General features: G+C 34.8%; 21 protein-coding genes. 19 read left to right on the top strand and 2 right to left on the bottom strand.

What is annotated here, in order from left to right; translation table 11 throughout:
* Positions 1–4 precede the first annotated feature (4 nt).
* From MKS83_RS04925 to MKS83_RS04850, 16 genes are all read left to right on the top strand, one after another.
* Complete coding sequence (locus tag MKS83_RS04925; RefSeq protein WP_240582228.1) at positions 5–5926, top strand: alpha-2-macroglobulin family protein; 5922 nt, start codon at positions 5–7, stop codon at positions 5924–5926.
* Between the two features lie 203 nt (positions 5927–6129).
* On the top strand, positions 6130–6615 hold the full coding sequence (locus tag MKS83_RS04920; protein ID WP_240582227.1) for an ecotin family protein: 486 nt from the start codon (positions 6130–6132) through the stop codon (positions 6613–6615).
* A gap of 199 nt (positions 6616–6814) precedes the next feature.
* Positions 6815–7270, top strand: a complete 456-nt coding sequence (locus tag MKS83_RS04915; RefSeq protein WP_240582226.1) for a DUF1569 domain-containing protein — start codon at positions 6815–6817, stop codon at positions 7268–7270.
* A 59-nt stretch (positions 7271–7329) separates the two neighbouring features.
* Positions 7330–7800 (top strand): hypothetical protein, encoded by a 471-nt coding sequence (locus MKS83_RS04910; RefSeq protein ID WP_240582225.1) that lies wholly within the window; start codon positions 7330–7332, stop codon positions 7798–7800.
* 2 nt (positions 7801–7802) lie between these two features.
* Positions 7803–8207: a hypothetical protein gene (locus MKS83_RS04905; protein ID WP_240582224.1), complete on the top strand. Its 405-nt coding sequence runs from the start codon at positions 7803–7805 to the stop codon at positions 8205–8207.
* The gene (locus MKS83_RS04900) at positions 8204–8575 is read left to right on the top strand and encodes a VOC family protein (RefSeq protein ID WP_240582223.1); all 372 of its coding nucleotides are present in this window, start codon (positions 8204–8206) and stop codon (positions 8573–8575) included. Before MKS83_RS04905 ends, MKS83_RS04900 begins: the two co-directional genes overlap by 4 nt.
* Positions 8576–8635: 60 nt before the next feature.
* A complete protein-coding gene (locus MKS83_RS04895; RefSeq protein ID WP_240582222.1) occupies positions 8636–9085 on the top strand; it encodes a VOC family protein in 450 nt (149 codons plus the stop codon).
* 220 nt (positions 9086–9305) lie between these two features.
* Entirely contained in the window at positions 9306–9980 is a 675-nt protein-coding gene (locus MKS83_RS04890) for a DUF2490 domain-containing protein (protein ID WP_240582221.1), read from the top strand.
* A 54-nt stretch (positions 9981–10034) separates the two neighbouring features.
* Entirely contained in the window at positions 10035–11648 is a 1614-nt protein-coding gene (locus MKS83_RS04885) for a Na+/H+ antiporter (RefSeq protein WP_240582220.1), read from the top strand.
* Between the two features lie 22 nt (positions 11649–11670).
* Complete coding sequence (locus MKS83_RS04880) at positions 11671–12096, top strand: SRPBCC family protein (RefSeq protein ID WP_240582219.1); 426 nt, start codon at positions 11671–11673, stop codon at positions 12094–12096.
* A gap of 4 nt (positions 12097–12100) precedes the next feature.
* Positions 12101–12484, top strand: coding sequence for a VOC family protein (locus MKS83_RS04875; RefSeq protein WP_240582218.1), 384 nt, complete (start codon positions 12101–12103; stop codon positions 12482–12484).
* Positions 12485–12519: 35 nt separating this feature from the next.
* Positions 12520–13545 carry a glutaminyl-peptide cyclotransferase gene (locus tag MKS83_RS04870; RefSeq protein WP_240582217.1) on the top strand — a complete coding sequence of 342 codons (1026 nt, stop codon included), beginning with the start codon at positions 12520–12522 and terminating at the stop codon, positions 13543–13545.
* Between the two features lie 90 nt (positions 13546–13635).
* Entirely contained in the window at positions 13636–14664 is a 1029-nt protein-coding gene (locus MKS83_RS04865) for a glutaminyl-peptide cyclotransferase (protein ID WP_240582216.1), read from the top strand.
* Between the two features lie 108 nt (positions 14665–14772).
* Entirely contained in the window at positions 14773–15690 is a 918-nt protein-coding gene (locus MKS83_RS04860) for a hypothetical protein (RefSeq protein WP_240582215.1), read from the top strand.
* 25 nt (positions 15691–15715) lie between these two features.
* Complete coding sequence (locus tag MKS83_RS04855; protein WP_100376001.1) at positions 15716–16330, top strand: deoxynucleoside kinase; 615 nt, start codon at positions 15716–15718, stop codon at positions 16328–16330.
* 30 nt (positions 16331–16360) lie between these two features.
* Positions 16361–16711, top strand: a complete 351-nt coding sequence (locus MKS83_RS04850) for an ArsC/Spx/MgsR family protein (protein ID WP_240582214.1) — start codon at positions 16361–16363, stop codon at positions 16709–16711.
* A 52-nt stretch (positions 16712–16763) separates the two neighbouring features.
* Here MKS83_RS04850 and MKS83_RS04845 read toward each other — a convergent pair whose 3' ends face one another.
* Both MKS83_RS04845 and MKS83_RS04840 read right to left on the bottom strand, forming a co-directional pair.
* On the bottom strand, positions 16764–17069 hold the full coding sequence (locus tag MKS83_RS04845; protein WP_100375999.1) for a DUF493 family protein: 306 nt from the start codon (positions 17067–17069) through the stop codon (positions 16764–16766).
* 40 nt (positions 17070–17109) lie between these two features.
* Positions 17110–17787: a DUF4197 family protein gene (locus tag MKS83_RS04840; RefSeq protein ID WP_240582213.1), complete on the bottom strand. Its 678-nt coding sequence runs from the start codon at positions 17785–17787 to the stop codon at positions 17110–17112.
* Positions 17788–18200: 413 nt separating this feature from the next.
* Between MKS83_RS04840 and MKS83_RS04835 the strand changes: the two genes are divergently transcribed.
* From MKS83_RS04835 to MKS83_RS04825, 3 genes are all read left to right on the top strand, one after another.
* Positions 18201–21032 carry a SusC/RagA family TonB-linked outer membrane protein gene (locus MKS83_RS04835; RefSeq protein ID WP_240582212.1) on the top strand — a complete coding sequence of 944 codons (2832 nt, stop codon included), beginning with the start codon at positions 18201–18203 and terminating at the stop codon, positions 21030–21032.
* Between the two features lie 10 nt (positions 21033–21042).
* Positions 21043–22467 (top strand): RagB/SusD family nutrient uptake outer membrane protein, encoded by a 1425-nt coding sequence (locus MKS83_RS04830; protein WP_240582211.1) that lies wholly within the window; start codon positions 21043–21045, stop codon positions 22465–22467.
* Between the two features lie 71 nt (positions 22468–22538).
* Positions 22539–23927: a glucoamylase family protein gene (locus MKS83_RS04825; RefSeq protein WP_240582210.1), complete on the top strand. Its 1389-nt coding sequence runs from the start codon at positions 22539–22541 to the stop codon at positions 23925–23927.
* Positions 23928–23989: the final 62 nt, after the last annotated feature.

The raw sequence follows: 23989 nt of genomic DNA, 5'->3' as shown, positions 1-23989 counted from the left end.
ATTTATGAAAAAAAAATCCAAGATTTTTCTGCTTTTGCTGTTCCTATTGAATTTTTCTGCGGTTTTTGCCCAGAAATATTATGATGAACAGTGGAAAAAAGTATCCGCTAATTCCCAGAAAGGCATTTACAAATCCAGTCTTCCCATCATTTTAGACATACAAAAACAGGCGATGAAAGAAAATAATATTGTACAGCTTATACAGTCTTTGAAGGCAGAATTCAACATTTTGAATCGGACAAGAGATGATGAAAAAAACGATTCTGTAAGCCAGCTTTTTAAAAAACTGACAGAGGTTCAGAAACAGCTGAAAGGAGAAGATAAAACTGTATTTGAGGTACTGTTGAATAGCTTTCTCATGGATTATTATAATGAACATTCCTGGGAGATTGGAAGCCGGACGAATATCAATTCTCAGAATACTTCAGAAATTGAAACCTGGAGTAAGCTTGATTTTAAAAACTATCTGAATAAAAACTATCAGGAGCTTGACCAGCAAAAAGCTGAAATGAGAAAAATTGCTCTTAAAAAATATGAGCAGGTTTTTTCATATAATGATTATATTTCTTATTTCCCAACCTTATGGGATTGGTATTCCGTAAAAAAAATAGATTTTTTTTCCAGTAGAGATCTTTTTACTAAAAATGAGCTTGAAACAAACCATACCATCATTAACGGAATTTATGATGAGCTAATTGCTCAGAATACAGGAAATCCCAAATTGTATTTCATGCACAAAGAATTGCAGGATAATTGTGATTTTACTCGATGCAAGGATAAACTGAAGCAGCTTAAAACTCTTTTGAAATCTGATGTTAATGGCGATTACAAAGTTTTGATCATTGATGATATTGTGGATGAATTAGTAGGTAAGAATAAAGAAAAGGAAGCGATTCAATTCATTAATCAGGCAAAGACTCAATATCCAAAATCTCCCTTTATTGATAATATTAAAAATAAGGAAAGCCAGATTCTGAATCCTTCTCTGAACATTAAATATGATGCACAGACACAAAGTAATACACCGATTCACTTTATCGCTGAATACAGGAATGTTTCTGCATTTTCAATCAGTATTTATGAAGTGAAGGAGGATCTGACATCGTTTTTACAGTATGCAAAAAATTCTTATGGAAACCCATTGAATAAAATTAAAAAAAGTCTGGTAAGAAAAGAAGCATATCCATTAAACGATTCGCAAGATTTTCAAACCCATAAAACATCTTTGGAAATAAAGCCGCTTCCTTCCGGGATTTATGTCGCGGAATATTCTGTTACCGGAATTAACAATAAGGATAGTGATGATGATAAAGATTTTTATTTCCTGGTTTCAGGTAATAAAATTATTTATCAGAAAAAAGCAAATAATAATCCGCTATCTGATGAATTGAAATTGGTAAATAGTGAGAACGGAAAACCAGCTGTTAATGAAAACCTTACATTTTATGAATTTGTTGGAAATAAAACGTTTACTAAAGCGGAAGGGAAAACTGACGATAAAGGAGTCTTTAAATTTCCAGCAACGGCCAATAAAGAATACTATAGAACCTTGTTGATCAGACAACCCAAAACAAATGATTTCCAGATAATGGAGATTTATGGAAATAGACCAGTTAATACAGCCGATCAAAATAAAGACGCTAAAGAAAGTAAAGCTCAGATCTTTACAGACAGAGCTATTTACAGACCTGGACAAACCGTTTATTTTAAAGTAATCAATACTCAGCGTGATAAAGAAATTGAGTCTGTAGTTGCAGGATTACAACAAAAAATCACGCTTACAGACACTAATGGACAGGAAGTCTCTTTTCAAACATTTACGACCAATGAATTTGGTTCCTATCACGGAAGTTTTGTTCTTCCAAAAGGTAAACTGAACGGAACGTTTTATTTGAGAACTTCAGGAAACAACGGTTATTTCGATTTCAGGGTTGAAGAATACAAAAGACCCAAATTCGAAGTGACTTTCGATCCGGTAAAAGAAGAGTACAAATATGGACAGACTATCGAGCTGAAAGGTAAAGCAATGATGTTTTCAGGAGTGGCTTTAAGTAATACAACGGTCAATTATGAAATCAGAAAACGGAACATTCGTTGGAGATATTTCAGTTGGTACCCACAGGATAATGATAATGAAAATTCGATTCTAGGTGAGGCAAAAACTAATGAAAAAGGAGAATTTATCATCAAACTTGATCTTAAAAAAGATGAAAAACTGGATGGAATCCAAATTGATAATTATGAAATTAATGCTTCTGTAACGGATATTAATGGTGAAACACAAACTGCAGATACGCAGCTGAAAGTGTCTTCGGTTTCCCATTATATTCAAGCAGAAGAAATTAAAAATGTTTTCTCCGGCGAAAATGTAAAACTAAAGGTGGAAACCAAAAATTATAACGAGCAACTTCTTAAAAAATCTTACCAGGCAAAGCTTTCAAAGCTTCAGTCACCTAACAGAATTTTTAGGAATAATTTTATTTCCGAAGTTCAGGATTTTCCAAAATATTCAAAAGAAGAATTTATCAGTAAGTTTCCACATGATCTGTACGATAAGAATGATAAGGTGGAAAATTGGAAATCTCAAGTACTCTCCACTAAAACCGAGTCATCTGAAAATTTAGATCTCGGAAAATTAGAAGCAGGAGATTATCAGCTTGAATTATTTAATATTGAAGGTAAAGACACCATAAAAACCGTACAGAATTTCAGTGTCTGGAATAAGAATTCTTTACAGGCCAATCAGAAGACATTTCTTACTGTTGTAGAGCCTAAAAAAGAATTTGTAAGAGGAGAAAAAGCTCTTTTTTATTTGTATTCTTCGATTCCTGATGCTTTGGTAAATGTTTTTGTGCAGGATGGTTCAGGAAAAACAATTTCAGAGGTTCACCAGCTAAAAAACGGAATCCTGGAATATGGAGTAGAAATTCCAAAAGATAAAAATGTACAGACATTGAATGTACAGTTCCAGATTGTTGCGTTTAATGATGTTCAGACACAATCTGTAAATCTTGAAATAAAAGATGCTAAAGAAAAAGAGTTAGCAATAGAGACGGTTACTTTTAGAGATAAAATCCAGCCTAATTCCAAAGAAAAATGGTCTGTAAAAGTCTTAGGAAACGGGAAGGAGAAGATCAGTGCAGAACTGTTAGCAAATATGTATGATATGTCGCTCGATAAGTTTGCTGCCAACAGATTTAACTGGGATCATTTCTATATTCCGGCTTCTATTGTAACATCTTATGACATCAGACAATACCTTCGTCAAAAATATTATCAAAAAAGACTGGAATATTTTAATGGGCAACAGGTAGAAGCTCCTGCTTTTGATTGGTTTGATGAAAGTGTGTTATGGATGAATACACGTTTACTGGAAACAACTACAGGTTTAGTGAATCAGGAAGGTGTAAAAGCAGCAGCATATACACCTCCGCCACCACCTCCAACTGGAGGAGCAAAGAGAAGTGTTGCAATGATGAAGAAAGAAGCTACAGTGGACGATGCTATGATAGATGTTGTTCAAAATGTTGTTCCTGAAGCAGTAAAAGCACCAAAAGAGACCCCTTCACAAGCAGATTTGAGTAAAGTTCCAGTCCGTCAGAATCTCAACGAAACAGCTTTCTTCTACCCGGATTTAAAAACAGATTCAGAAGGTAATGTAAATTTCGAATTCACTTCTCCGGAAGCATTGACAAAATGGAAGCTAATGTTCCTGGCTCATACAAAAGATGCAAGAGCTGCAACATTGGAAAAAAAAGTGGTGACCCAGAAAGAATTTTCGGTAACGCCAAACTATCCGAGATTTTTAAGAGAAGGAGATGAACTAAACCTGCAGTCAAAACTTTCAAATTTAACCAACAAAAAACTGAATGGTTCTGCCCAATTGCAAATCCTTGATGCATTTACCAATGAAGATGTTTCAGAAAAATTCGGGCTAAGCACATTGACGGCGGTTCCCGGATACAATAAAGAACAGGCTTTTTCATTAGATGAAAATGGAAATTCCGCTTTAACATGGAAAATAAAAGTTCCGAAAGATGTTTCTTCAATTATTCTTAAAGTGGTTGCAAAAGCCGGGCAATATTCAGACGGAGAGCAAAAAGCCATTGCGGTTTTACCCAACAGAATGCTGGTAACAGATGCGCTTCCTATTTTTGTGAAAGAAGGAGAAACAAAGACTTTTGAGTTGGAGAACCTTAAGAATACCACTTCAACAACGATTTCCAATGTTTCCAATACACTGGAACTGACAACCAATCCGATTTGGGAAATTATGTTTGCGCTTCCAAGCCTTAAAAATGATCAGAACAATTCTGCCGATGTTATCTTTAATAAATGGTTTGCTGATGTGTTGGCCTCTGAAATTTTCAAAGCTAATCCGAAAATGAAAACCATCTTTGAGGAATATCAGAACAAAGGATTGTTAAATTCAAATCTTGAAAAAAATCAGGAACTAAAGCAGTTGCTATTGGAGGAAACACCTTGGGTATTGGAAAGTAAAAATGAAAATGAGCAGATGTCAAAACTTGCACTTTTATTTGATATCAATACGATGCGGAATACCATTCAGGGAGATTGGGATGATTTCAAAAAACTGCAGAATCCTGATGGAGGTTTCTCGTGGTATCAGGGATATCCGAGCTCTTATTCAACCTCGTTGTATATTTTGAAAAACTTAGGGAAAATGAATTCCTGGTTAAAAGATAATGTGAAGGACTATCAATCCTCGGAACAGAAAGAACTGGTTGCGAATCTGGTAAAATATGTAGATAATGAGATTGGTAAATATTGGGATGTAAAGAAAGGAAATGTTTGGAGCAATTGGGCACTAGACTATCTGGATACCAGAAATTATTGGGAAAAACAATATCCTTTAAAAGGTAAAGGTGCAACTCTAAAATCATTGGTAAAACAAAAAGCCAAAACAGCAAAAATTACAGAATTTACATTCTTCGGACTGCACAGAGCCGCTTTATTGATGAATAATTATGGTTTAAAAGAGGTTTCTGATAAGCTGATAACTTATTTAAAAGAGACTTCAGTAGATTCAAAAACTCAGGGAGCATACTGGAAACAGAACCTTGATGATTGGGGTTGGTTCAGCTCAAAAGTGGTGAATCATGCAGGTGCTTTGGAAGCTTTCAATACCTTAAAGCCAAACGATCAGAAATTTATTGAAGACATGAAAATCTGGCTGATCACCCAAAAAGAAGTGAATTCGTGGGGAAGTTCAAGAGGAACATCAGAAGTAATTTTTACCATTTTAAATTCAGGAAAATCCTGGACGAGTCCGGAAAGTGATAAAGCTACCGTTGTTTGGGGTGGAAAGGAACTGAAGCCCGAAACTCAGGCAACAGGATATGTAAAATCTTCAGTGAAAACGGATGTTATAGATAAGAACTTAGCGACTGTTACAGTAACAAAACCAGGTCCGGGAATTGTTCAGGGGGGATTGTTCTGGCAGTATTATGAAGATCTGGATAAAATAAAATCTTCTGAAAATTACATTTCGATTACCAAAGAGCTGTACAAGAAGATCAAAACGGTGAATGGTGAGGAATTACAAAAGATCTCATCGGAAACACCATTAAAGGTAGGAGATAAAGTGACGGTAAGAATGATTCTGAATACCGACCGACCGATGGAATTTATTCATATCAAAGACATGAGAGCTGCCGGATTCGAGCCTGTAGATGTATTGTCCGGATATCAATGGAAAAGCAACTTAGGATATTATCAGTCTACTAAAGATGCGTCCACCAATTTTTATATTCAATATATGCCAAAAGGTAAATATGTATTCGAATATGATTATGTAGCGAATGCATCCGGAAAATTCTCAAATGGGATTACTACAATGCAGAATTATTATGCGCCGCAGATGAACAGTCATACGAAAGGAACCAATGTGACGATCTCGGAATAATTTCCTTGTAAATAAACAAAAACTGCAGTAATCTTACTGCAGTTTTTTTATGAAATCCAGCTAGAGATTATCTTCACGTTCAGCATTTTTTAGTCCATTTTATTTTATAGGTTTCCTCACTGATATATTTTATATTAAACAATTGTTTAATTTTGGAATGGTTTTTGAATTTAAAGAATATATAAAAAATAAATACAAAATTTATGAAATTTTCAAAAACAATTATTTTAGGATTCATGCTGGTTATCGGAACGAATATTTTCGCTCAAAAGAAAGCTGAAAAGTTTGAGAAATTACAGATTGAAATGTTCCCGAAAGCAAAAGAAGGGTTTAAACAAGTTTATATCCAGCTTCCTGTTGCAAAAAATGAAGGTGATCTAAAAGTTGAGTTTTTTGTCGGGGTAGAAAAAATGTTAGACTGTAACAAGCATTTCCTTATCGGAAAAGTAAATAATCAGGATCTTCAAGGTTGGGGATATAACTATTACGAAGTAGAATCAAAAGGCGAAACGGGCGGCACACTGATGGCTTGTCCGGATCAGAAGCTGACTAAGAAGTTTGTTTATCTTCAACCGGAAACCGTAAGATATAACAGTAAATTACCATTAGTTTTCTATGTACCGAAAGATATGGAAGTTCGTTACAGAGTTCTTAGACCTGATGCAATGAAGAAAGCGGTGCAGAGATAATTCCAATTTATTTTATAAAAAGTCCTCATAGTTTATGGGGACTTTTTATATCTAATTAATTCCATATAATCCATATTTTTCAGTAATACTGAAATGAGTTTTAAATATTTGTTTTTCAATCGTTTGATGGTATTTCTAAAAATAATTAAAAAGCATGAAAAAAAACTGATATATTTGTTTTTCAACAATTACATGGACTATGGAAAACGTATTTGATATCAAAGATGCTCAGAATTATATTGATAGGATTAATAAACTTGTAGAAGACACTCATGGTCTTTGGGGAAGAATGACAGTTGATCAGATGCTGGCACACTGTTGCGTATCTTATGAAATGGTTTATGAGCCTGAAAAACATAAAAAACCGGGTGCTATCGCCAAATTTATTTTAAAAAGTTTTGTAAAGCCTAAAGTGGTAGGGGAAAAAGCTTATCCCAGAGATTCTCCTACAGCTCCACAGTTTTTAATTAAAGGAAGAAAGAATTTTGAAGAAGAAAAGAAAAGACTGATTGGTTTTATCCAGAAAACCCAACAGCTTGGACCCTCTGCTTTTGACGGAAAAGAGTCCCATTCTTTTGGTAAGCTGTCTTCTCAGGAATGGAATAATATGTTTGCAAAACATCTGAACCACCATTTAGCACAATTCGGTGTATAAATGGCGCTGGGATTTTGAGGATACATTTAAATTATATTTAATCTAATATTTAAAAACACATGAAAAAAGCTTTATTATTCCTCATTCTTGTTTCCAACTTTTTCTTTGCTCAAATGCCGGATATTTCATCCGTTTGGTTGAATGGCAGTAAACCTTATATTGGAACCATCGGAAAGGAGAAAGAGGTTCTTAAACTGAAGATCAATATTTCTGAACAAAACAGGAAAAATGACCAGGAATATTTTGTTTCCGGGTATTCTCTGGTAGATAAAGTATATGCCAAATTTGAAGGTAAATTTACCATTACCAAGTATAAAGACAATAAAAAAAGCGGAACGGTTTTCGGAACTTACGAACTGGCAGAAGAAAATAAAGGAAAGCATTCCGGACTTTTCACAGGTAAGTTTGTTTATACCTTCAAATGGAATAAAACAACTGAAAAAATTGAAGGACAATATATTGAGTTGATTGGTGACTGGAAAAGTTATGACGGAAGCTTAGATTTTAAAACCCGATTAAAAAATCAATAATCATGTTAAGACAATTTTTAGCTGTGATCGCCGGAATTATTGTCGGTTCTCTCGGTATTTGGCTGGTGGAAAGAATTGGACATTCACTGTATCCCTTTCCTGCAGACTTGAAGCCCGATGATATTGAAGGGTTTAAAGCCTATGTTGAAAACCTGCCTTTTATGGGCAAATTTATTGTCATTCTGGGGTATGCTTTAGGGGCTTTAGTTTCAGGATTCGTTGCAACAAAAGTGGGCAACAATAACAAACCGGCAGCGGCTATTGTTTGCGGAGGTATCTTTCTCTTTTTTACCATTTACAATATGTTGGTTTTACCAACTCCGGCTTGGTTCTGGGTACTGGGAATCGTAGTTTGGAGCCTTGTTCTTGTAGGATATCGATTAGCTTTAAATAAAAATAAGGAATGAAATTAGGAGCATTTTCAGTAAGTTTAAGTGTAAAGGATTTGCAAAAATCAAAAGATTTTTATGAAAAATTAGGCTTCAGCTCTATGGGCGGAAGCATGGAACATAATTACCTGATCATGAAAAACGGAGATCATTTAATTGGTCTTTTTCAGGCAATGTTTGACGGCAATATGCTGACTTTTAATCCGGGATGGGATCAGAACGCACAGAATCTGGAGGTATTTGATGATGTTCGTGATATTCAGAAGTATTTAAAAAGTCAGGGTGTTGAATTGAGTAAAGAAGCAGATGAAACCACAGAAGGTCCGGAGCATATTTTCCTTAAAGATCCCGATGGAAATATGATTTTAATTGATCAGCACAGATGAATAAAAGTTGAAAAACTTGATAAATAATTTAGATACAAATTTTAACTAACTTAAAACACTATGGCATCAGTAAACGTTTATTTAACATTTAATGGAAACTGCAGGGAAGCATTCGATTTCTATAAATCTGTTTTCGGTGGGGAATATCCATATATAGGAACTTTCGGAGAAATGCCTTCAGAAGAAGGTAAAGAAATGCCTGAAGAGGAAAAAAATAGAATTATGCATGTTTCTCTTCCAATCTCTAAAGAAACAATTTTAATGGGAAGCGATACAGGCGGAGAATGGGCTTCTCATTATAAAGCGGGAAATAACTTCTCGATTTCCATCAACGCAGAATCTAAAAAAGAGGCGGATAAATTATTCGCTGGATTATCAGAAGGAGGCACAGTAACCATGCCAATGGCAGATACATTTTGGGGAGCATATTTCGGAATGTTTACAGATAAATTCGGAATCAACTGGATGGTAAACTACGACGATCCTGCGAAAATGCAGCAACACCCATAATATAGTTTTACAAAATAGAATATAAACCGACGGTAATTGTTACTGTCGGTTTTCTTTTATATTAGATTGCATTTCAAAAATCTCTAAATTTGAGTGTAAAGTTTCTGACTGATTTTAAACAGATAAGAAAATTTTCATAAAAAATATATTTTTCTTATTATTGATAATTGATATTGAATTTGATTAGTTTGATCGATTTTAATAATTGAAAAATAAAGGAATGAAGATTTTAAAAATACTGGCGATAGGTATTAGCTTGTTAGGAACAACATTTTCATATGCCCAGAAAAATGATTTAGGAGCATGGTATATGTATTTTGGAAATAACAAAATAAGTAAAAAGCTGAACTGGCACAATGAAATTCAATACAGAAATTTTGATGCTGTTGGAGATCTGGAGCAGCTTTTAATCCGTACAGGAATTGGATATGATTTAACGGAAAATAATAACAACATTTTATTAGGATATGGTTTTATACTAAGCCAGCCTTATGTAAACGGAGAGAAAACTGAAAATGTCGAACACCGTATTTTCCAGCAGTATATTACGAAGCAGAAGTTCGGCCGTTTTAATATTCAACACCGTTACCGCTTAGAAGAGCGTTTTTTGCAGGATGATTTCAGGATGAGGTTTCGATATCTGTTAGGATTGAACATTCCGATCAATAATAAAGAAATGCTGCCAAAAACCTTTTACGGGTCTGTGTATAATGAGATTTTCCTGCATTTTAACAGTCCTACCTTTGACAGAAACCGTGTTTATGGTGCTTTAGGATATGTTATTAATAAAAATATGAGAATAGAAGCGGGATATATGAATCAGATCCAGGAAACCCGAAACAGAGGACAGATTCAGATCGGTTTTTATAACAATATTCCTTTTACGAAAGACTAAAGATTTCCTTAGAAAAGGAATTAGATAAACATTAATTTCATAAAATATAAATAAATGATTCACAATTATGTCATAATATCAATCACGGTATTGTTGTCTGTGATGATATTGGTAATGATAGGGCAGAAGCTGAAAGTAGCCTATCCCATATTTCTGGTCATTGCAGGGCTTTTAATAAGCCTTATCCCGGGAATGCCTCATATTGAAATAGAACCCGACTTGGTTTTCCTGATTTTCCTTCCGCCGATCCTCTTTGAAGCCGCCTGGTTTACCTCATGGCAGGATTTTCATAAATGGAGAAAGCAGATATTTTCTATGGCTTTCGGACTGGTATTTCTCACTTCAATTGTGGTAGCTTATTTATCATCATCAATTATTCCGGGACTTACCGTAGCAATGGGTTTCTTGTTGGGAGGAGTGAATTCTCCGCCGGACGCTGTTGCCGCAACTTCAGTTTTGAAGCACATGAAAATCCCTAAAAAAATCACCAGTATTCTGGAAGGAGAAAGTCTGATTAACGATGCATCCAGCTTAATTGTATTCAAATTTGCTTTAGCAGCAGTGATTTCCGGGCAGTTCATATTTGGGGAAGCAGTAAAGGACTTCTTTACGATGGCGATTGGAGGTATTGCTGTTGGCGTAGGATCAGGATTGCTTTTTGGAGCTTTACTGAGAATTATTCCCTCCAATTCAAATATTGATACCATAATCACCTTAATTGTTCCTTACATCATGTATGTGGGAGCGGAACATTTCCACTTTTCCGGAGTGTTATCTGTAGTTGCAGGAGGATTGCTGATGTCTTACAACTCTCATTGTTATTTAAGCCATACTTCCAGAATTCAGTCAGGAAACGTTTGGAGTGTACTCATCTTCTTAATGAATACCATTATTTTTATCCTTATCGGATTGGAATTGCCGGTTGTAGTTGCCGGAATGAAAGATTATACCATTTCTGAAGGAATTTTCTATAGTATTGTAATTGGAGGCGCCATCATCTTTACCAGAATTTTGTACAGTTATGCGCTGATGTATTTTCCGAGACTTTGTTCAAAAGAAGTAAGACTGAAAGCTCCGAAACCGGACTGGAGGGAGCCGTTTATTATCAGTTTTGCAGCAATGAGAGGCGTAGTTTCCTTGGCGGCAGCATTGTCAATTCCGGCATTTTTACCCAATGGGGAAGCTTTTCCGCACCGGAATATTATTTTGTTCGTCACTTTTGTGATTATATTGATTACCTTAGTTGGTCAAGGCCTGCTTCTTACGCCGATTTTAAAGTTTTTGAAAATAAGCGATGCAGGAAGCGAATTGCCGGAAGAAAAGCAGGAAGTGATTTTAATGAGAAAATTAAAAGAAACGGCCTTACATAAACTTGATAATGACTTTTTAGGGTTGGCTGAAAAAAACAGTTTGGTGCAACATCAGAAACATAAACTGGAAAATGAAATGATGATGATGGCAGATAAAGTACAATGTATGGCTACAACAGGAGACTATGTAACGGCAATGAATGAAAATAAAGATGTGATGAGGCAGATCATTCAGGCACAGAGAAATGAGCTTCACCGGTTAAAACGTGAGAAAATATTTGATGATCATGTCATGAGAACCATCGAAATGCAGCTTGATTTTGATGAGGCAAAAATTACAGGCTTTTCTCATGGATAATTAATAGTAAATTAAGAATACAATGAGTATCCCAATAATAGTTCAGTACAAAGTGAAAGCTCCGGCTGAAAAAGTATGGAAAGCTTTGACCGACAAAGATGAAATGAAATCCTGGTATTTTGATATCCCCGATTTTGAATTAGAAATAGGTAAGATCTTTAATTTCTATGAACCCGGAGAAGAAAGGAAGTTCCACCATCAAGGCAAAATATTGAAAATCATTCCCCATAAAAAACTGGAGCACAGCTGGTCTTATCCTGACTTATCAGACGGAATTACCACAGTAACCTGGGAACTCAGACAACAGGGTGAGGAAACAAATGTCACGCTTATTCATAATGATATTGATCAGTTGAAAGAATTAGGAGCTAATTTTTCCAGGGAAGCTTTTGCAGACGGTTGGAACGGAATTTTAAAACAAAGTTTAAAACCTTATCTGGAAAACTAAAAATATGTCAAAATATAAATCACTTCGTCCGATATTATGGACAGAAAATCTTGATGATACCATTGGCTTTTATATTCACATCCTGGGATTTACGTTACAGGAAAGAAATGATGATTGGCAATGGGCTTCGCTGGAGAAAGATGGAGTGGAGATTATGCTTACAAAGCCGAATCAGCACGAAGATTTTAAAGGGATTGGTTTTACAGGCTCATTTTATTTTACTGTAGATCATATAGATGAGCTTTGGGAGGATTTGAAAACAAAAGCAAAAGTCTGTTACGAAATTGAAACTTTTGATTGGAGAATGAGAGAATTTGCAGTATATGATAATAACGGGTATATATTACAATTTGGTCAACATATTGATGAAATTAGCAAAGAGGAATAAATTTTGCTATTTTTGGGGAAATATTTAGAAATTCAATGAAAAAGAATATCATAGCAGGTTTTGCTGCAATTTTGTTATTGGCTTCATGTAATAAAGACGAAAAAATCTTAAGTACTTTAAGTGACTATAACAATTCTATGGAAGCAAAAGGATATCATTTTGGTGATAAACTGAACCTTCCAAAAGAAGTGACGGATAATGCAGAAAGTATTACCGTTAGTTTCGGAGATAAAGAAACTACAGATTTAACAGTAGATCCCAAATTTTTTACATTGGGCGATAATGCGGTTACTTTTAATATAAAAACAAAAGGAGGAGAAACTCTTAATCAGGATGCTACCATTAACGTCTTTGCAAAAAGTCCTGAAAAAAATATTGCTTATCAAATTGTAGCAGAATATCCTCATGATCCCAAAAACTTTGTACAGGGTTTCCAGATTGAAGGAAATACGATCTATGAAAGTGATGGGCAGAACGGTTCTTCACAAATTCTGAAGTATACTTTGGGCACAACAACGCCTCTTGCTTCTACAAAGCAGGCACAGGAAGATTTTTCTGAAGGAAGTACCATTGTAGGAGATAAAGTATATCAGCTGACCTGGCAAAGCAAAAAAGGATATATTTATGATAAAAGTTCTTTAAAACTATTAAAAGAATTTGCCTATCCGAATGTATTGGGAGAAGGTTGGGGATTGACCTATGACGGCAAAAATCTGATCGCTTCCGACGGAAGTAAGCTATTGTATTTCTTAAACCCGAATGATCCTTCCAAATTGGTAAAATATATTGCTGTTGCAGGAAGTTCTCAGGCTTATGACCAATTGAACGAACTGGAATACCACAATGGATTTATTTACGCAAATGTTTGGCAAAAACCGATCATCTTGAAGATCAACCCGGAAAACGGGGAGGTTGTAGGGAAATTTGATTTTACCGAAATTGCTAAGCAAAACACAAAAGGAAGTGATGATGTACTGAACGGAATTACTTTCAAAGGAGATAATATGTTGGTAACCGGTAAAAACTGGTCAAAAATTTATGAAGTAGCCATTAAAGAATAAGAGGTAATTTCTCAACATAAAATATAGCGTTCCTCCGGAGCGCTTTTTTATATTAGAAAATACTATTTTTGAATAAAGATTAAAAATTCAATGAAAAGAAATCTACTGATCTGTTTTACATCCATGTTATTCCTGATGTCCTGTAGCAATAAAGAACAATTACTAACTTCTTTAAAAAGATACAATAATACAATGGAATCAAAAGGATATCATTTTGGAGATCAGTTGACGCTTCCGAAAGAAGTTACAGATAATGCAGAAGCAATTACAATCAGTTTTGGCGATAAAGAAACATCCAATCTGAGCATTGACCCGCAATTCTTTGAATTAGGAAATAATGAGGTTACTTTTGTGATTAAGACTAAAGGAGGGGAAACTTTAAACCAGGATGCCACGATTAATGTTTTGGCTGCTAATCCGGAAAAAACTATTTCTTATGAAATCGTAGCAGACTATCCGCATGATGAGAATAATTTTGTAGAAGGATTTCTGTTAGAGGGAAATACGATCTATGAAAGTGACGGTCTTGAAGGTTCTTCCCAGCTTGTAAAATATACATTGGGTGATAAAGCTCCGACAGTTAAAGAAAAACAGCAAGATAATATTTTTTCTGAAGGCTGTGCTATTGTTGGTGATAAAATCTATCAGTTAACTTATCGAAACAGACTTGGTTTTGTATATGATAAAAATACATTGAAAAAGATTTCCGAATTTCCTTTACCTAATGCTCTTGCAGAAGGTTGGGGATTAACCTATGACGGAAAAAGTCTTATAGCCACAGACGGTTCTAGCAACTTGTATTTTCTTGATGTGAATGATCCTTCAAAAGTGGTAAAAACAGTTTCTGTAGCCGGAAACAAAGAGGTTTATGATAAACTGAATGAACTTGAATATCATAATGGCTTTATTTATTCCAATATCTGGTTTAAGCCTGTAATTTTGAAAATCAACCCCAATACAGGAGAAGTTGTCGGGAAATTTGATTTTACCAAAACCACGGAAGAAAATATGGCGGGAAATACAGAGCATGTATTGAACGGAATTGCCTTTAAAGGAGAAAATATGCTGATTACTGGTAAAAACTGGTCAAAAATCTATGAAGTGGCTATCAAAAATTAATATAAAATGATTTCCTTGAATATAGGGATCTTAAAAATGATTCTATTACCTTTGACAATCTTTTGAGTTATATTTTTTCAGTATATTGACCGTATTAAAAAAAGCTGGGTGAGGTTTCTACATCTTATAATATTTTTCCTATTCTGTTCATTTTCTGCACAGAAGGTTCTTCCTTTAGATAGTTTAAAGCTCAAGGAAGCTGGAGATATGCTGGCTGATGATTACGGTAACCTGTATATTTATAAAAACAAAGATTTCAGCTTTACAAAATACGATTCTACCGGAAAGCAGATCGGGAAAATGATGCTTACTGTGCCTTTTAAGCCTCAAAATGTTCAGAACCCGTTAAGTGTGGCTCTCTTTTCTGAAAATGCTCAGGAACTGAAATTTGTAGATCAGAATTTAAACGAAATACAGCGGGTAGATTTTAAGCAGAAATTCAGCTTCATAAAATATGCGTACGCTGAAGACTTACAGCAGATCTGGCTGATGGATGAAAGTATGAAGCGCCTTATTCAGTATAACTTCAGAAACGAAACCACCATCAATTCTTATCCTTTTGATGCTAATTTTGATGACCTTATCGATCTTTTGGTATATGATAATAAGGTATATGTTTTAACCAAAAAGCAATTCAGAGTCTTTACTCTGAAATTTGAAAAGCTCTTTGAAGCTGAGGTGGAAAACGGGAAACGTTTCAGGAGAGAAAATGATATGATCTTAATCATCACTAAAAATACAATTTTAAGATATATTCCGGATAAAGAATTAGTTAAGATTTTTGATGATCCTGACGCGCAAATTGTGGATAAAAACACCCTTGCTTATTTTGAAATCAAAGCCAACAAACTCTATCTTTACACCCTTGAAAATAACAAGGAAACCAAACCTCCGGCAGACCCGGGAACTACTCCAAAGGACAATAAAGATCCGAAGGAACATGAAGAGAAAAAAGAACAGCCGGATTTAATAAAGCTTATGGAAGAGGTTTCGGAAGTTCAGTCATTAGGGATAGATAATTTATAATCATCAGTTAAAATACTATACAAGGATGCATATTGCGGTTACAGGAAATATTGGAGCGGGAAAAACGACTTTAACTACAATGTTGTCTAAACATTACGGTTGGGATGCTCAGTTTGAGGATGTGGATCATAACCCTTATTTGGAAGATTTTTATGCCGATATGAGCAAATGGAGTTTTGCTTTGCAGATTTATTTTCTGGGAAGCAGGTTCCGTCAGGTAAAAGAAATCAGAGAAAGTGGGAAAAATATCATTCAGGATCGTACGATCTATGAGGATGCTCATATTTTTGCGGAAAACCTGAATGATATGAATCTTCTTTCGGATAGGGATTTCAATAATTATGCTTCCGTATTCAATCTGATGAAATCTTTTGTTTCTGCTCCGGATTTGTTGATTTATCTGAAATCTGATGTTCCGAATCTGGTAAAAAAGATCTATAAAAGAGGAAGAGAATATGAAGCATCTATCAGTATAGAATATTTATCCAAACTGAATCAGAAATATGAAAAATGGATCTCCAATTATACAGAAGGAAAGCTTCTTATCATAGAAGTTGATGATTTGGATTTTGTTGAAAAGCCTGAGGACTTTGGCTTTATTTTGGAAAAAATAGAGGCTGAACTGAATGGCTTATTCTAAAACAAAAATACCATAATAAAAACCAGAAAAATGATTAAGATTCTACATAACGGAAATTGTTCCAAATCAAATGCAGCGTTGGAGTATTTGGCGCAGAATAATATACCGTTTGAAATCATTGATATTATCAAGGATCCGTTAAGCGTTTTGGAAATAAAAACCGTTTTAAAGAAGCTGGGTAAAGATGTTTCTTATATTATCCGGGCAACAGATAAATTGTATACGGATAATTTTGTGGGTAAACAGCTATCAGATGAGGCCTGGATTGAAGTTTTGTCAAAAAATCCGTCTCTGATTCAGCGTCCTATTTTAATAAAAGGTTCTGAAGCGATATTGGGAAGACCTTTAGAGAATGTAAAAAGTTTTGTAGAGAACAATTAATCTGCCTATCATATTAAAAAAAACAAAGTCAGCGTTATGCTGACTTTCTATTTTACAATAAAATTACTCCTTCTATTCTTGCGACTTCTTTATAAATAGAAACGACCTGTTCTGCATCTAACACAAATGCATTGATGTTGCAGGCAGTGTATTTTCCATTTTTGCTTTCACGGTTTCCTAATGTAAATTTGATACCATCAAAAACCCTGTATATTTCCGTAAGTTTCGCCTGATCTGTAGGAATGATAAATTTGAATAAATAATCTTCCGGAAAATCGTGGTGATCTTCCAGTTTAGCCTTTAAAGAATTATAAAAATCTTCCGGGCTTGCATGTTGATTTCCTTGTAATATATCCATCTGCAGTTATAAGTTATATATAAATATAGCAATTTTTTTTCTATTTGCCAAGTGGTCCTAAAAGCGACTTAGAGTTCTGGATTTCATAATCTTCGATAATGTTGAAGAGCCCGTTTACCAATTGTTCTGAAGCCAGTGTACTCAGTCCGCCGGCATTTACGTTTGATTGATTCCCACCCAAAAGGCTTCCCAGAAGATTGCTTCCGGATAAAGCTGTATTAATGGTTTTTACAATTCCGTATTTGTTAAGTTCCTCCTCTACTTTAGGAGAAATAGCTGCAATAAGCTGTTGAGAGGTCTTTTCCTTTAAAATAAGAGTTGCCGTGCCTTTCTCGCCCTGAATGATTCTTGTAACATCCTGAGCATTTAAGCTATGAACTGCATTTTGAAGAATGGGTTTTGATATGTTTACAGTATATACGGCAGCATCGGCAATATATTCTCTTTCTTTTTTTACCAGAGAAGGTGCTATCTTCTCCAGTGTTGAATTAATATCTCTCAATTCTTTCGGCAAAGCTTTGTCTACAAGGTTGTTTTGAAGAAAGGCATCTCTGTTTCCGTAGACCAACGCTCCTTTATCAATACCTTTTAACAAAATATTTTTGATGATTGATAATCCTATATCGCTCGTTGCCAAAGAAGTACAGGAATGAGTAACCGATGATATGATCGCTCCCGTCCCTATTATTAAACTTGCGGCAATAATATATTTTTTCATGAATCTTAATAATTATTCTTAATGGTTTCAAATACTGCACCAAAGGTAAAGATTTAACGAAAAATAACAGTATTTATTCCCTTTCTAGCACAAAAAAATCCTTAAAGCTTTAAAATGAAGCATTGATAGCTGTTTTTAGGTGTTTTTTATGATTTTCAAAGGTTTTTAACGATGTGAATAATTTAATTATATTTATTTTTTTTAATGATTTTTTTAATAATTTAATATTTTTTTTAATTTTTTATTCATATAATATGATTTAATATTATTTTTTAAGTAACTTTAACATTGTTTAAGATATTTTTTTATTTTTGATTAATGTCTTTTTTTGAGAATAAAGAATTCTCCATAAAAGACTATAAAAACTGAAAAGTTTTTATCCTGACTTGATTGTACGAATAAAATTAAACTATATGAAACAACGTGATTTAAAGTATTCATGTCTCATTGCTGTTCTATACTTTGGTATGAATGTCAATGCGCAGGTTACTCCTAAAAAAGATTCTGTAACTAAGGAACAGAAAATTGAGGAAGTAATTGTAGTAGGCTACGGTACTCAGAAAAAAGAAAATGTTACAGGGAGTATTGGGGTTATTTCATCAAAAGATTTGGCAGATAGGCCTAATTCTAATGCATTAAGCTCGGTGCAGGGAAAAGCAGCTGGTGTACAAATTTTTAATTCGGGAACGCCGGGTGGATCTCCTAGAGTAGATATTAGAGGTATCGGCTCTATGACGGGAAGCACAGTTTATATTGTTGATGGTTCGATTACCACAGATATATCCTATCTTAATCCTCAGGATATTGAGTCTATGAGCATTCTTAAAGATCCTTCGAGTTTAGCTATTTATGGAGCACAGGCTGGTAATGGGGCTGTAATTATTAAAACGAAAACAGGTAAAGGTAAGAAACCTACATTTAATGTGAATTCTTATTTAGGAATAAAGACCGTTACTAATATTCCTAAAATGGTTAATGGAGATCAATATATAGAATTATACAATGAAAAATTGATTAATGATTCTAAAACCCCACCATTACCAACAGACTTTATTACAAAAGCACAATATCCAGGAAATACAGATTGGTATAAAGAAATTTTAAGACCAAGCAGTATCAGTTCAAACGATTTTTCGGCTTCTGGTTCAGTGGGTAAACTTTCTTATTATGGAAGTGTAGGATATCTTCAGGATGAAGGAAATTTAGATGCAAATAAAGGTATCAACTCAGGAAGTAATTTTAAGAGATTTACTACCAAAGCAAATTTAAGCTATAAAATTACGGATAATATTACCATAGGTGATAATTTTACTTTTTCTAAAATTCTTACTAATATAGCAAGCAACCCTTTATTGAATGCTTATATTGCACCCCCTGTCTACGGACCTATAAATCCGAGTACAGGAAATTATCAGTACTTTACTTTGGCCAATATAACCAATCCAAGAGCGCAGCTCGATCTTTTCAGATCTCAAAACAGGCAGCAAAGAATGTTGAATAATGTTTGGGGTGAGGTGAAGTTTTTACAAGACTTTACTTTTAGAATCAGTTTGACTAATGATAATCTAAATTCAAGTTTATATGAATATACTCCTGTAATGACATATGTGCCTAAGCCGGGGAATTCAACCTTGGTAACAAGGGATTCTAGAAATAGAGATTATGTTTGGGACAATACTTTAAATTGGAAGAAAAAATTTGGATCTCATAATTTAGATGTTTTAGCAGGTTTTTCTAGAACTCAAAACTATTATTCGCAGGCTTATTGGAAAGCAAGTAATGTAAATTATGATGGTACTAATGGCTCTCTTCAAATTTCAAACGGAAACGAGATTTTTGGAGTAGATGTATATAATCCAGATTATAATGTGATTCCTTACCTATCTCGAATTCAATCATTTTTTGGAAGAGTTAATTATGATTATAAAGGAAAATATTTAATTAACGCATCTATACGTAGAGATGGATCTTCTAATTTTAATGTTAATAGAAATGAAATATTTCCATCTGTGAGTGCAGGTTGGGTAGTGTCGAAGGAAAATTTCATGAGTAATCAGAATATTTTTGATCTATTAAAATTAAGAGGAAGCTGGGGTAGAACAGGAAATCCAAATGTGCAATATGGCGCCTATCAGTTATCTGCTACTGCTATAAAGGAAGGAGCATATTATGGTTCTACAGGGTCTCCAGCTCAAACAATTAGTCAATTTATTGATACTACGATTGGTTGGGAGATTACAACTGGAAAGGATTTTGGTGTTGAAATGGCTTTTTTAAAAAATAAATTAAAGTTTGAAGCTACTTATTTTGATAAAGATACTAAAGATGTAGTGTATGGTATAGTTCAAGGTACAGTTTCTGGAGCAAGTAATTATAATAATTATATTACCAATGCTTTTTCTTTTAGAAACAAAGGTTTGGAACTATCTGTAAACTATGACGCAAAGCTTTCTGAAAAAGTGAGATTAGGAGTATACGGAAATTTCACTTCGCTGAAAAATGAAATCACTTCTGTTTTTGGGGGATCCTATCAGAATGCGGGAGCAAGTCTCTTTGGAAACCAAATCGTAAGACTTGAAGCTGGTCAAGCAGTAGGTTCCTATTATGGATACCAAGTTGCAGGAGTTTTCCAAACAGATGCAGAAGCTTCCGCTTCAGCACAAGGGACTTCGGGAGCAAAAGCGGGCTGGTTTAAATTTGTAGACCAAGATGGAAATGGTATTATTGATGAGAGAGATAAAACATTCTTAGGAAGTCCGGTCCCAAAAGGAACTTACGGTTTCGGATTTAATATGAATATATCAAATATTGATTTTGGAATCGATTTCCAAGGTGTATTTGGAAATAAAATCTATAATTATAACAGGGAACAGCGTTATGGTAATGAAAGCTGGGATTTAGATTTTTATAATAACAGATGGCATGGTGCAGGTACATCCAATGCATATCCAATGGTTACCAACAATCAATCAGTAATTTTACCAAGTAGTTTTTATGTAGAAGATGGAAGTTATTTCCGTATCAGAAATATTCAGATTGGATATACATTTCCAAAGGGTTTCTCAAAATGGCCTAATTTCAATAAAGTAAGAATTTATCTAAGTGCTCAAAACCCTTGGACATCATTCAAATATCACGGCTTCTCACCGGAGATTACAAGCACGGATAGAGTAAGTATGGGGGTAGATAATAATATTTATCCGATGTCTGCAATCTATACAATGGGTACAAGTATCACTTTTTAATTTAAAAATCATGAAAAAAATAGTTTTAGCATTAGCTTTAATAGGAATTGTAGTAAGTTGTAAGGATGATTATTTGGATACCGTACAACCTGGAAGAGTAGAAGCAGCAACATTTTTTACTACTCAAGAAGATGCAATGCAAGCTACAAATGCTATTTATGTAGCACTTAGAAGCTGGGAGAATTCGGCTTTTCCCGCACAATATGTTTTTGGAGTTCCGGCAGATGACGTAGAAAAAGGATCTAATCCAGGAGATGGTTCATTTATTAATGTTTACAATAATTTTACTTATACAGCAAGTGATGGAGGGGTGGAAGGTTATTGGATAGGGCAATGGCAGTTTGTTAATCGTTGTAATCAGGTCATTACAAATGTACCAGCAATCAATATGGATGAATCTCTTAAAAATAGATTAATAGCAGAAGCCAGAATGCTTAGAGCATACTTCTATTTTAATTTAGTAAGAATTTATGGAGGGGTTCCAATTTATGACGGGCTTCCGGCAGACAAAAATTATAACATTCCAAGAAATTCTGTTAATGAAGTCTACGATTTTATAATTTCAGACCTTACTGCTGCAGCTGCGGTTTTACCTCAATCCTATGATGCAGCGAACTTAGGTAGAGTTACTAAAGGTGGCGCTCTTGGGCTACTTTCTAAAGTATATCTTTACAAAAAAGATTGGCAAAAAGCTTATGATACTTCAAATCAGGTAATTTCAATGGGATATGCTTTAGATCCTGATTTTAATCATTTGTTTAGACCAGCTGGAGAATTTGGGTCAGAATCTGTTATTGAAGTGAATTGTCAATGTTCTTCGCAGTTTGGCGGTAGTCAGTATGCTGAAGTTCAGGGCGTTAGGAATCAATTCGGGTGGGGGTTCTTCACTCCAACAACTGCTTTAGAAAACGCATTTGAGCCGGGAGATATTAGAAAAGAGTTGACTATTTTAAGAGAAGGAGAAACAACTCCTGAAGGAGATTTGATTCACAAAGGAGATCCTCAAGCAGGCGATATGTGGAATCAGAAAGTATATGTCCCGACATCTCTTAATAATAATAGCTGTGCATATGGTTCTATTCAGAACATAAGAATTTTAAGATTCGCAGAAATTCTTCTTGTCAATGCTGAAGCAGCAAACGAATTAGGAAATACTGCCGTGGCTACTACAAGTTTGAATAAAGTGAGAACAAGAGCTCAGCTTCCAAATACAACTGCATCTGGACAAAGCAGTTTAAGGAATGCCATTTGGCACGAAAGAAGAGTAGAGCTTGCATTAGAAGGTGACCGTTTTGTAGATCTTGTAAGAACAGGTCAGGCGGTAACTGTTTTAGCTTCTTATGGATTTAAAGCTGGGAAAAATGAAGTATTTCCAATTCCATTAAATTCCATTAATCAAAGTAATGGTGTTTTAACTCAAAACCCTGGTTACTAATAATTATTGATAAAACTTTAGAGGAGAATGAAAGTTCTCCTCTTCTTTTATATTTCATAAAAAATGATACAATGAAAAGGATACTATTACCCATCATTGCAGCATCACTATTTGCCGTTTCCTGCAAGAATTCTCAAAGTGTTAAACAAGAAGCTTCAAAAATTGAAGCTGTAAAAAGCAATATTTCCGACGAACAGCTCATGAACAGGGTTCAGAAAGATGCTTTAAAATATTTCTGGGATTACGCGGAACCCAATTCAATGTTGGGAAGAGAGCGCTATCACGAAGACAATATCTATCCGGATAATGATAAACACGTTGTTACAACGGGTGGATCAGGATTTGGTTTAGCAACAATATTGGTGGGAGTTGAGCGCGGCTTTATTCCTAGAAAAGATGCGGTGAAACGCTTGACAACCATGATGGATTTTCTGGCAAAAGCAGACCGTTATAAAGGAGCCTGGTCACACTGGATCAATGGAGAAACCGGAAAGACAGTCCCTTTTGGAAAAAAAGATAATGGCGGAGATTTGGTGGAAACAGCATTTCTTACTTCAGGAATTTTAATGGTTCGTGAGTATTTCAAAAACGGAAATGCTGAAGAAAAAGCACTGGCTAAAAAATGTGATGAGCTTTGGAAAGGAATTCAGTGGAACTGGTATACAAAAGGTGGTGAAAAAGTCCTTTACTGGCACTGGTCTCCGGAATATCAATGGGAAATGAATTTTCCACTTCAGGGGTACAATGAGTGTTTGGTTACCTATATTCTGGCTGCATCCTCACCTACTTATTCTATAGACGCGGAAACGTATTATAAAGGATGGACAAGAAACGGAACTTATCTTTCAGATAAAGAAAAATACGGACTTCCGATGTATGTTAAACATAACGGAGCGGAAGAGTATGGAGGTCCTTTATTTTGGGCGCACTATTCCTACATTGGCTTAGATCCTACGGATTTGTCCGATAAATTAATTAAAAACTATTTTGATTTAAATAAAAATCAGGTCCTTATTGATTATAAATATTGTGTTGAAAATCCGAAAGGCTGGAAAGGATACGGACCCAATTATTGGGGATTAACGGCTAGTTATTCAAGAAATACAGATGGAGGTGTGGGCTATGATGCACATTTTCCACAAAATGATCACGGGGTAATTACTCCGACGGCGGCATTAAGCAGTTTCCCTTATTCGCCAAAAGAATCTATGGATTTCCTGAGATTTATGTATACTCAAAAGCCTGAATTCATTGGTTCTGCAGGACCTTATGATGCGACTTCAATCAATTATAACAACTGGACAACACCAAGGTATTTAGCAATCGATCAGGGTACAATCGCTCCGATGATTGAGAATTACAGGACAGGATTTTTATGGAAACTATTCATGAATGCTCCTGAAATACAGCAAGGACTAAAGAAACTAAGCTTCAAATCTGAAAAGTATCATATTAAATAGATAGTTTTTTAGAAGCTTAATCCCGCTTTCCGCTATATCTTTTTTGTTACGGGCTCGTTTCA

Source organism: Chryseobacterium sp. Y16C, assembly GCF_022488405.1.
GTDB classification, from domain to species: Bacteria; Bacteroidota; Bacteroidia; order Flavobacteriales; family Weeksellaceae; genus Chryseobacterium; species Chryseobacterium geocarposphaerae.
This window is presented reverse-complemented; position numbering and strand designations above follow the sequence as displayed.

Bases quoted from the DNA above. Each gene is read 5' to 3' on its own strand.
- MKS83_RS04925 (WP_240582228.1), top strand. From the start codon at position 5: ATGAAAAAAAAATCCAAGATTTTTCTGCTTTTGCTGTTCCTATTGAAT.
- MKS83_RS04920 (WP_240582227.1), top strand. From the start codon at position 6,130: ATGAAATTTTCAAAAACAATTATTTTAGGATTCATGCTGGTTATCGGA.
- MKS83_RS04915 (WP_240582226.1), top strand. From the start codon at position 6,815: ATGGAAAACGTATTTGATATCAAAGATGCTCAGAATTATATTGATAGG.
- MKS83_RS04910 (WP_240582225.1), top strand. From the start codon at position 7,330: ATGAAAAAAGCTTTATTATTCCTCATTCTTGTTTCCAACTTTTTCTTT.
- MKS83_RS04905 (WP_240582224.1), top strand. From the start codon at position 7,803: ATGTTAAGACAATTTTTAGCTGTGATCGCCGGAATTATTGTCGGTTCT.
- MKS83_RS04900 (WP_240582223.1), top strand. From the start codon at position 8,204: ATGAAATTAGGAGCATTTTCAGTAAGTTTAAGTGTAAAGGATTTGCAA.
- MKS83_RS04895 (WP_240582222.1), top strand. From the start codon at position 8,636: ATGGCATCAGTAAACGTTTATTTAACATTTAATGGAAACTGCAGGGAA.
- MKS83_RS04890 (WP_240582221.1), top strand. From the start codon at position 9,306: ATGAAGATTTTAAAAATACTGGCGATAGGTATTAGCTTGTTAGGAACA.
- MKS83_RS04885 (WP_240582220.1), top strand. From the start codon at position 10,035: ATGATTCACAATTATGTCATAATATCAATCACGGTATTGTTGTCTGTG.
- MKS83_RS04880 (WP_240582219.1), top strand. From the start codon at position 11,671: ATGAGTATCCCAATAATAGTTCAGTACAAAGTGAAAGCTCCGGCTGAA.
- MKS83_RS04875 (WP_240582218.1), top strand. From the start codon at position 12,101: ATGTCAAAATATAAATCACTTCGTCCGATATTATGGACAGAAAATCTT.
- MKS83_RS04870 (WP_240582217.1), top strand. From the start codon at position 12,520: ATGAAAAAGAATATCATAGCAGGTTTTGCTGCAATTTTGTTATTGGCT.
- MKS83_RS04865 (WP_240582216.1), top strand. From the start codon at position 13,636: ATGAAAAGAAATCTACTGATCTGTTTTACATCCATGTTATTCCTGATG.
- MKS83_RS04855 (WP_100376001.1), top strand. From the start codon at position 15,716: ATGCATATTGCGGTTACAGGAAATATTGGAGCGGGAAAAACGACTTTA.
- MKS83_RS04850 (WP_240582214.1), top strand. From the start codon at position 16,361: ATGATTAAGATTCTACATAACGGAAATTGTTCCAAATCAAATGCAGCG.
- MKS83_RS04845 (WP_100375999.1), bottom strand. From the start codon at position 17,069: ATGGATATATTACAAGGAAATCAACATGCAAGCCCGGAAGATTTTTAT.
- MKS83_RS04840 (WP_240582213.1), bottom strand. From the start codon at position 17,787: ATGAAAAAATATATTATTGCCGCAAGTTTAATAATAGGGACGGGAGCG.
- MKS83_RS04835 (WP_240582212.1), top strand. From the start codon at position 18,201: ATGAAACAACGTGATTTAAAGTATTCATGTCTCATTGCTGTTCTATAC.
- MKS83_RS04830 (WP_240582211.1), top strand. From the start codon at position 21,043: ATGAAAAAAATAGTTTTAGCATTAGCTTTAATAGGAATTGTAGTAAGT.
- MKS83_RS04825 (WP_240582210.1), top strand. From the start codon at position 22,539: ATGAAAAGGATACTATTACCCATCATTGCAGCATCACTATTTGCCGTT.